This window comes from Pseudomonas sp. XP1 (assembly GCF_053557675.1).
In genome coordinates, this window is record NZ_JBNRIJ010000043.1 from 26,000 (window position 1) to 32,823 (window position 6,824).

Annotated in this window: 6 protein-coding genes; 3 read left to right on the forward strand and 3 right to left on the reverse strand. The window is 64.2% G+C overall.

Annotation, left to right across the window (positions count from 1 at the left end):
* From trmA to ACK1U9_RS23680, 3 genes are all read right to left on the reverse strand, one after another.
* A partial coding sequence (gene trmA, locus ACK1U9_RS23670; RefSeq protein WP_449110219.1) for a tRNA (uridine(54)-C5)-methyltransferase TrmA occupies positions 1-1,059 on the reverse strand: 1,059 nt, incomplete at its 3' end.
* Entirely contained in the window at positions 1,056-2,351 is a 1,296-nt protein-coding gene (locus ACK1U9_RS23675) for an NCS2 family permease (protein WP_046616361.1), read from the reverse strand. The genes trmA and ACK1U9_RS23675, both read right to left, overlap by 4 nt.
* Before the next feature lie 218 nt (positions 2,352-2,569).
* Positions 2,570-3,790, reverse strand: a complete 1,221-nt coding sequence (locus ACK1U9_RS23680; RefSeq protein WP_046616360.1) for an MFS transporter — start codon at positions 3,788-3,790, stop codon at positions 2,570-2,572.
* 344 nt (positions 3,791-4,134) lie between these two features.
* Here ACK1U9_RS23680 and ACK1U9_RS23685 point away from each other — a divergent pair, with 344 nt between their 5' ends.
* From ACK1U9_RS23685 to ACK1U9_RS23695, 3 genes are read left to right on the forward strand one after another with little or no spacing between them, the layout of a single operon-like run.
* Positions 4,135-5,571, forward strand: coding sequence for a cytochrome ubiquinol oxidase subunit I (locus tag ACK1U9_RS23685; RefSeq protein ID WP_046616359.1), 1,437 nt, complete (start codon positions 4,135-4,137; stop codon positions 5,569-5,571).
* A gap of 3 nt (positions 5,572-5,574) precedes the next feature.
* Positions 5,575-6,582, forward strand: a complete 1,008-nt coding sequence (gene cydB, locus ACK1U9_RS23690; RefSeq protein ID WP_046616358.1) for a cytochrome d ubiquinol oxidase subunit II — start codon at positions 5,575-5,577, stop codon at positions 6,580-6,582.
* Positions 6,583-6,591: 9 nt separating this feature from the next.
* Complete coding sequence (locus tag ACK1U9_RS23695) at positions 6,592-6,747, forward strand: DUF2474 domain-containing protein (RefSeq protein ID WP_008094148.1); 156 nt, start codon at positions 6,592-6,594, stop codon at positions 6,745-6,747.
* The last annotated feature ends 77 nt before the right edge of the window (positions 6,748-6,824 follow it).

The following is a 6,824-nucleotide window of genomic DNA, read 5'->3' on the forward strand; positions in this document are numbered from 1 at the left end:
CTCCATATGGTGGGTATAGGGGAACTGGTCAAACAACGCACATCGTTCGATGCGGTGGGTGTCCTGCAACTGGGCAATGTTCGCCGCCAGTGTCTCCGGGTTGCACGAGATGTACAGGATCCGCTCGAAACGCCGGGTCAGCTCGCAGGTATCCGGGTCCATCCCCGCCCGCGGCGGGTCGACGAACACTGTACCGAACTCGTAGCTCTTCAGGTCGATGCCTTCCAGCCGGCGGAATGGCCGAACCTCATTCAGTGCCTGGGTCAGCTCTTCTGCCGACAGGCGCACCAGCCGCACGTTATCCACAGCGTTCTCGTCGAGGTTGCTCAGCGCGGCATTGACCGACGTCTTGCTGATCTCCGTGGCCAGCACCTGGCGCACGCGGGTGGCCAGCGGCAGGGTGAAGTTACCGTTGCCGCAGTACAGCTCCAGCAGGTCGTCGTCGCGCTCGCCGATGGCCTCGAAGGCCCAGCTCAGCATCTTCTGGTTCACCGCGCCGTTGGGCTGGGTGAACGCGCCTTCCGGCTGGCGGTAGCTGAACACACGACCAGCGACGTCGAGTTTTTCCAGCGCGTAGTCACGGCCGATGACCAGGCGCTTGCCCTTGGAGCGGCCGATGATGCTCACGCCCAGCTCTTCGGCCAGCTGCTGTGCGGCCGTTTCCCAGGCCTCGTCCAGCGGGCGGTGGTAGCACAAGGTGACCATGGCATCGCCAGCCAGGGTGGTGAGGAACTCCACCTGGAACAGGCGGTTGCCCAGTTCTTCGCTGGCCTGCCAGGCTGCCTTCAGGCGCGGCATCAGTGCATTGATGCGCTGGCTGGCAATGGGGAAGTCGTCGATCAGGATCGCTTTGTGCTTCTCGCCCGGGGCGAACATGGCGTAGTGGCGCTGGCCATCCTCGCGCCACAGGCGGAATTCGGCGCGCAGGCGGTAATGCTCGCGCGGCGAGTCGAAAACACCCGGCTCCGGCGCGCCGAACGGCGCCAGCAGCTCGCGCAGCCGGGCCACCTTGGCGTCCAGCTGGGTGGTGTAGGAGGAGGGGTCGAAAGCAGCACTCATGCGTTGAACCAGCCCAGCTTGATGACGAACAGGATGGAAAGGATCACCAAGGCCGGATTCAGGTCGCGGTGGCGGCCGGAGATCAGCTTGACGGCGGTCCAGGAAATGAAGCCGAAGGCGATGCCGTTGGCGATCGAATAGGTCAGCGGCATGGCCAGGGCGGTCACTACCACCGGTGCGGCTTCGGTGACGTCGTCCCAGTTTATTTCTGCCAGGCCCGAGGCCATCAGCACCGCGACGAACAGCAGCGCCGGGGCGGTGGCGAAGGCCGGCACGCTACCGGCCAGCGGGGCGAAGAACAGCGCCAGCAGGAACAGCATGGCGACCACGATGGCGGTCAGGCCGGTACGGCCACCGGCGCTCACGCCCGCGGCGGATTCGATGTAGCTGGTGGTGGTAGAGGTGCCCAGCAGGGAGCCGGCCATGGCGGCGGTGCTGTCGGCGATCAGGGCGCGGCCCATCTTCGGCATGTGGCCGTCCTTGCCCATCAGCCCGGCGCGCTTGGCCACGCCGATCAGGGTGCCGGAGTTGTCGAACAGGTCGACGAACAGGAAGGCGAAGATCACGCTGACCAGGCCCACGTCCAGTGCGCCGGCGATGTCCAGCTGCAGGAAGGTCGGGGCCAGCGATGGCGGCATCGAGACCACGCCACCGAAAGGCGTCACGCCCATCAGGATCGAGGCGATGGTCACGGCGAGAATGCCGATCAGCACCGCGCCGCGCACTTTCAGCGACTCGAGGCCGACGATCAGGAAGAAGCCCAGGGTGGCGAGGATCGGTGCTGGCTGCTTGAGGTCGCCCAGGCCTACCAGGGTGGCTGGGTTGTCGACGACGATGCCTGCGTTATGCAGGGCGATCAGCGCCAGGAACAGGCCAATACCTGCGGCAATGGCCGAACGCAGCGGCAGCGGGATGCTGTTCACGATCCATTCGCGGATGCGGAAGATCGACAGCAGGAAGAACATCACCGCCGACAGGAACACCGCACCCAGTGCCACCTGCCAGGTGTGGCCCATGTGCAGGACCACGGTGTAGGTGAAGAACGCGTTCAGGCCCATACCCGGCGCCAGTGCGATCGGGTAGTTGGCGATCAGGCCCATGGTCACGGAGCCGATGGCCGCAGCCAGGCAGGTGGCGACGAAGATCGCGCCCTTGTCCATGCCGGTCTCGCCGAGGATGCTCGGGTTGACGAACAGGATGTAGGCCATGGCCAGGAAGGTGGTGACGCCCGCGAGAATCTCGGTGCGCACGTTGGTGTTGTGTGCTTTTAGTTGAAACAGCCTTTCCAGCATGCCCGCTCCCCGAGGCGCCCCCGGCGCCATGAATGTATCGACCCCATCAGCAAAGCACAGACCGTACCGGTTGCCGTGGTTTTGTGTGGGGCGGAAAAAAGCCGCGCATCATACCAGCATGCTTGGCGGGGGCCTATCGCCGTTGGGAATGGTTTCTCTATAGCCTGTACCGGCCCTTTCGCGGGCAAGCCCGCGAAGAGGCCGGCACAGGCGAGCGATCAACCGTTATGCAACCGGTCCCGCTTGGCCAGTGTGGGGAACAGTCTTATCCACACCCCAGTCACCACCAAAGTACCCACCCCACCCAGCACCACCGCCGGCACCGTCCCAAACCAGTGCGCCGTTACCCCCGATTCGAACTCGCCGAGCTGATTCGAAGCACCAATGAACAAGCCGTTAACCGCGCTCACCCGCCCGCGCATTTCATCCGGCGTCTCCAGCTGCACGAAAGCGCCGCGGATGACCATGCTGATCATGTCCGCTGCGCCCAGCACTACCAGCACCGCCAGCGAGAACCAGAACGAGGTCGACAGGCCAAAGGCGATGGTCGCCACGCCGAATACACCGACTGCCGTGAACATGGTCCGCCCCACGTTGCGCTCGAACGGGAAGCGCGCCAGCCACAGCGACATCAGCAACGCCCCCACCGCTGGCGCCGAGCGCAGCAGGCCCAGGCCCAGCGGGCCGGTCAGCAGGATGTCCTTGGCGAACACCGGCAGCAGCGCGGTGGCCCCGCCCAGCAGCACGGCGAACAGGTCCAGCGAGATGGCGCCGAGGATGTCGGGCCGGCTGCGAATGAAGCGGATGCCGGCCAGCAGCGATTCAATGCTGGCGCGTCCGCGCTGGGCCACCTGGCCGCGTGCCTGCAGGCTCAGGGTCAGCACGCAGGCGATGGCGTAAAGGGCGACGGTGGGGCCGTATACCCAGATGCTGCCGAAGGCATACAGGAAGCCGCCCACCGCCGGTGCCACGATGGTTGCCGACTGGGTGGCCGAGGCGGAAGCCGCCACCGCGCGTGGGAACAGCCCGGCCGGTACCACGTTGGGCAGCAGCGCCTGGGTTGCCGGCATTTCGAACGAACGTGTGGCACCGAGCAGGAAGGCGAGGGCGAAGATCAGCTCGCGGGTGACGTTGTCGGTGGCGCTACCCAGCGCCAATGCCAGGGCAATCAGCCCCTGCAGGCTCTGGCACAGCGCAGCGACCTTGCGCCGGTCATAGCGGTCGGCGACATGCCCGGTGTGCAGCATGAACAGCACCCGTGGGGCGAACTCGACCAGGCCGACCAGGCCCAGGTCCAGCACGTTGCCGGTCAACTGGTAGAGGTGCCAGCCAATGGCCACGGTGAGCATCTGGAAGCCGCTGGCGGTGAACACACGGGCTAGCCAGAAGGCCAGGAAAGGGCGGTGGTGACGCAACAACTGCGGTGCGGAATCGGACATCGGAAACCAGGGGCCTCGGCGCAGTAGAGGGGTGCGCAGCGTATCATCTGTTTGTAACAAACAGTTACTGTTTGCCGGGGTCGGCACTTTTTCACGCGTCATGAAAGGGGGTGGGGCAACCGGTCACGCGGCAATCAACCACACGGCCCGGCGGGCCATTCAGGACTATGCTTCCTATCAATCGTTGATCTGGGTCAATCGTTCCAGATGTAACGATCGGGCCCTCGGGCCGAAATCCCTGCGATCGAACAGAACAATTCCAACGCGCCGCACTCGACTACCGTGGGGGCAGTGGGCGATTGGGCCAGCGGCCCGGACGCCGGATTATCTGAAGAGGAAGCACCATGTTCGGAATAGAGGCCCTAGAGCTCGCCCGAATGCAGTTTGCCTTTACCGTGTCGTTCCATATCCTGTTCCCGGCCATCACCATTGGCCTGGCGAGCTACCTGGCAGTCCTCGAAGGCCTCTGGCTGCGGACCAACAACCAGGTCTACCGTGACCTTTATCACTTCTGGTCGAAAATCTTCGCCGTCAACTTCGGCATGGGCGTGGTCTCTGGCCTGGTCATGGCCTACCAGTTCGGTACCAACTGGAGCCGCTTCTCCGACTTCGCCGGCGCCATTACCGGCCCGCTGCTCACCTACGAGGTGCTGACCGCGTTCTTCCTCGAGGCTGGTTTCCTGGGGGTCATGCTGTTTGGCTGGAACCGCGTCGGCCGTGGCCTGCACTTCTTCTCCACGGTGATGGTTGCGCTCGGCACCCTGGTCTCGACCTTCTGGATCCTCGCCTCCAACAGTTGGATGCAGACCCCGCAAGGTCACGAGATCATAGATGGCCGTGTGGTGCCGGTGGACTGGCTGGCGGTGGTATTCAACCCCTCGTTCCCCTACCGCCTGATGCACATGGCCACTGCCGCGTTCGTCGCCACCGCGTTCTTCGTCGGTGCCTCGGCGGCCTGGCACCTGCTGCGCGGGCGTGACAACCCGGCGGTGCGCAAGATGCTGTCGATGGCCATGTGGATGGCGCTGATCGTCGCCCCGATCCAGGCGGTGATCGGTGACTTCCATGGCCTCAATACCCTCAAGCACCAGCCGGTGAAAATCGCCGCGATCGAAGGCCACTGGGAGAATGTGCCCGGCGAGCCAACCCCGCTGATTCTGTTCGGTATCCCCGACATGCAGGCCGAAACCACTCGCTTCAAGCTCGAGATCCCGGCGCTCGGCAGCCTGATCCTGACCCACAGCCTGGACAAGCAGGTGCCAGCGATGAAGGAGTTCCCGCCCGAAGACCGGCCCAACTCGACCATCGTCTTCTGGTCGTTCCGGATCATGGTCGGGCTGGGCTTCCTGATGATCTTCGTCGGCCTGTGGAGCCTCTGGCTGCGCAAGCGCGGCACGCTCTATACCTCGCGCCCGTTCCTGCACCTGGCCTTGTGGATGGGGCCTTCCGGGCTGATCGCGCTGCTGGCCGGCTGGTTCACCACCGAAATCGGCCGTCAGCCCTGGGTGGTGTATGGCCTGATGCGCACCGCAGACGGTGTGTCCAACCACAGTTACGCCCAGCTCGGCTTCACCTTGGTGGCATTCGTGGTGGTGTACTTCGCACTGTTCGGCACCGGCCTTGGCTACATGATGCGCCTGGTGCGCAAAGGGCCGCAGACCGGTGAGGGTGACGAGCACAACCCTGGTGGCCCTGGCACCAAACGCACCCCGGCGCGGCCGCTGTCCGCCGCCGATGATGGCCACGAGGCCAACTCTGCCAGCCTGAGCAAGGGGAACTGAGCCATGGGTATCGACCTTCCGCTGATCTGGGCCGTGATCATCATCTTCGGCGTCATGATGTACGTGGTGATGGATGGTTTCGACCTGGGGATCGGCATGCTTTTCCCGTTCGTGAAGGGCGAGCATGACCGCGATGTGATGATGAACACCGTCGCCCCCGTATGGGACGGTAACGAAACCTGGCTTGTGCTGGGTGGTGCCGGGCTGTTCGGAGCGTTCCCGATGGCTTACTCGGTGGTGCTGGAGGCACTGTACCTGCCATTGATCCTGATGCTGATCGGCCTGATCTTCCGCGGCGTGGCTTTCGAGTTCCGCTTCAAGGCCAAGGCCGACAAGCGCCACATCTGGGACAAGGCGTTCATCTGGGGCTCTCTGGTCGCCACCTTCTTCCAGGGCGTGGCGCTGGGTGCCTTCCTCGAAGGCTTCAAAGTGGTCGACCGGCACTTCGCCGGTGGCACCCTTGACTGGCTGACCCCGTTCAGCCTGTTCTGCGGCCTGGGGCTGATCGTTGCCTACACCCTTTTGGGCTGCACCTGGCTGATCATGAAGACCGAAGGGTCGCTGCAGCAGAAGATGCACGACATCGCCCGGCCGCTGGCGCTGGTGCTGCTGGTGGTGATCGGCATCGTCAGCCTGTGGACACCGATTGCCTACCCGCAGATCGCCGAGCGCTGGTTCAGCATGCCTAACCTGGTCTGGTTCATGCCGGTGCCGATCCTGGTGCTGGTAACCTTCTACGGGTTGCTCAAGGCAGTGGCGCGCAATGCGCACTACACGCCGTTCCTGCTGACGTTGGTGCTGATCTTCCTCGGCTACAGCGGCCTGGGCATCAGCCTGTGGCCGAACATAATCCCGCCGTCGATCTCGATCTGGGATGCCGCGGCGCCACCGCAGAGCCAGGGCTTCATGCTGGTGGGCACACTGTTCATCCTGCCGTTCATCCTCATGTACACCTTCTGGAGCTACTACGTGTTCCGCGGCAAGGTGACCCATGAAGACGGCTATCACTAGGAGGGCCGCATGATGACAGGCAAGCATGGCTTGGACGAGAAGAAACCCCTGTGGCAGCGCCTGGGCTGGCTGCTGTTGATCTGGGCAATGAGCGTGGCGGCCCTCGGCGTGGCGGCCTACGTGATGCGCCTGTTCATGGGGGCAGCGGGGCTGACCACCCATTGAGGCAAGCCTGTTCTGGCCCTATCGCCGGCAAGCCAGCTCCCACAGGTACTGCACCGCTCTCAAGGGCAGTGCAGTAC

Coding starts and splice junctions, on each gene's coding strand:
- cydB (WP_046616358.1), top strand. CDS start 5,575: ATGGGTATCGACCTTCCGCTGATCTGGGCCGTGATCATCATCTTCGGC.
- ACK1U9_RS23685 (WP_046616359.1), top strand. CDS start 4,135: ATGTTCGGAATAGAGGCCCTAGAGCTCGCCCGAATGCAGTTTGCCTTT.
- ACK1U9_RS23675 (WP_046616361.1), bottom strand. CDS start 2,351: ATGCTGGAAAGGCTGTTTCAACTAAAAGCACACAACACCAACGTGCGC.
- ACK1U9_RS23680 (WP_046616360.1), bottom strand. CDS start 3,790: ATGTCCGATTCCGCACCGCAGTTGTTGCGTCACCACCGCCCTTTCCTG.
- ACK1U9_RS23695 (WP_008094148.1), top strand. CDS start 6,592: ATGATGACAGGCAAGCATGGCTTGGACGAGAAGAAACCCCTGTGGCAG.